At 51.6% G+C, this 1,712-nt stretch carries 1 protein-coding gene; it reads right to left on the reverse strand.

Going from position 1 to position 1,712, the window contains the following annotated elements:
• The coding region (gene speC, locus M3200_RS07985) for an ornithine decarboxylase (RefSeq protein WP_288178232.1) at positions 1-1,712 on the reverse strand (1,712 nt) is incomplete at both ends.

Raw genomic sequence — 1,712 nt, forward strand, 5'->3', positions numbered from 1 at the left:
CCTCTCATGAATTCATACTGTGCTTCCTGAGGATTCATGACATACTTCGGGAAGTAATCCTTCAGGAAGAGTTCCTTCTGCAGCGTGGACACTTCGCGGTCCTTGTAGAAATCATGCATTTCCTGGCAGAGACGGCAAATGGTGTATCCCTTGTACTTATCCTGGTAAGCCTTGTAAATGCTTGGAAGCACTTCAGACATCGGAGCATCCTCATCGATGAGCTTTTCAAAGCGGACAAGTTTGGCGACGAGGTCATCCATCTTGGTCGCTGTTTCAGCCGGAGTCATGAGGAAGAGGATATCATTCAGGTCGCACTTTTCAGGAATGATGCCGTTTTCACGCAGATAGTTGGCAAGGATATTGCTCGGGATGCCGAACTTCTCGTATCCGCCATGTTCCACATCAATGCCGGCCGTAACGAACTGCAGCTTCATCGGATCGATGAAGTACTGGCCCTTGGCATAGCCTTCGAAACCATGCCATTTGGCACCCGGTTCGAAAGCCCAGTAGTTCATATCGTTTGCCATCTTGTCGGTATCGCCGTCTTCCCACTTCTTGCCATAGACAACAGGCGGAACGAGCGGACGGATGTAATGGCAGTTGCGGAGGACCTGCTTGCGCGTATTGATGACAAGCTTCACAGCATCTGCCCAGAGCTTTTTGCCTGCTTCGCCTTCATGCATCTTGGCATTGACATCAAGAGCTGCGAAGAGCTGGTAGAGCGGGGAAGTGGAAGCATGCATCATGAAAGCATTGTTGACGCGCTTATGTGGGACGTAGCGGTCCTGTCCCTTGATGTGGGCATCCTTCTTATGGACCATGGACGTCATGGAGAAACCGGCCTGCTGCTTATGGACAGACTGGCTGACGAAAATGCCGGGGTCTTCCGGACCAAGGTCGAGAAGAAGCGGACTGCAGTCCTTCATCATCGGAATGAATTCCTCATAACCGACCCAGGCAGAGTCGAAGAAGATGTAATCGCAGAGATGGCCGATGCGGTCAACAACCTGGCGTGCGTTGTAAATGCATCCGTCATACGTGCCAAGCTGGATGACAGCCAGGCGGATCGGGCGCTTAGCCTTTGCCTTGACAGGATCCTTCTCCGCGACGAGCTTTCTGATGTAATCCTCATTGAAGCAGTGGTCAAGGATGCCGCCGATGGAGCCGAAGGCATTTCTTGCCGTTTCCAGATAAACAGGCGTTGCGCCGGCAATGACAAGAGCGCCGTGATCGACAGACTTATGATTGTTCCTGTCGAAGAGAACGATGTCGCCCGGAGTGAGGACAGCATTCAGTACAACCTTGTTGGAAGTGGAAGTGCCATTCAAAACGAAGTATGTCTTGTCAGCGTTGTAGACGCGTGCCGCATGCTTCTGTGCAGCGAGAGCCGGGCCTTCATGGATGAGGAGATCGCCCATGGCAACGTCGGCGTTGCAAAGATCAGCCCTGAAGGTATTCTCACCAAAGAAATCATAGAAAGCGCGTCCGGCCGGATGCTTCCTAAAGAAAGCGCCGCCCTGATGGCCTGGGCAGTCGAACTGGGAATAACCGTTTTCAACATACTTCTTGAGATCCTTGAAGAAAGGAGGAAGAATAGCGTCTTCGTAATGAGAAGCAGCGCTTTCTATCTGACGGTCATAGAAAGCATGATCCGTATCATTGAGATCGATGACGCGGTATACCTTTCCGATGACAGAATCATCTACAAGGCC

This window comes from Dialister sp. CAG:357 (assembly GCF_000435155.1).
In the GTDB taxonomy this organism is placed as follows: Bacteria; Bacillota; Negativicutes; order Veillonellales; family Dialisteraceae; genus Dialister; species Dialister hominis.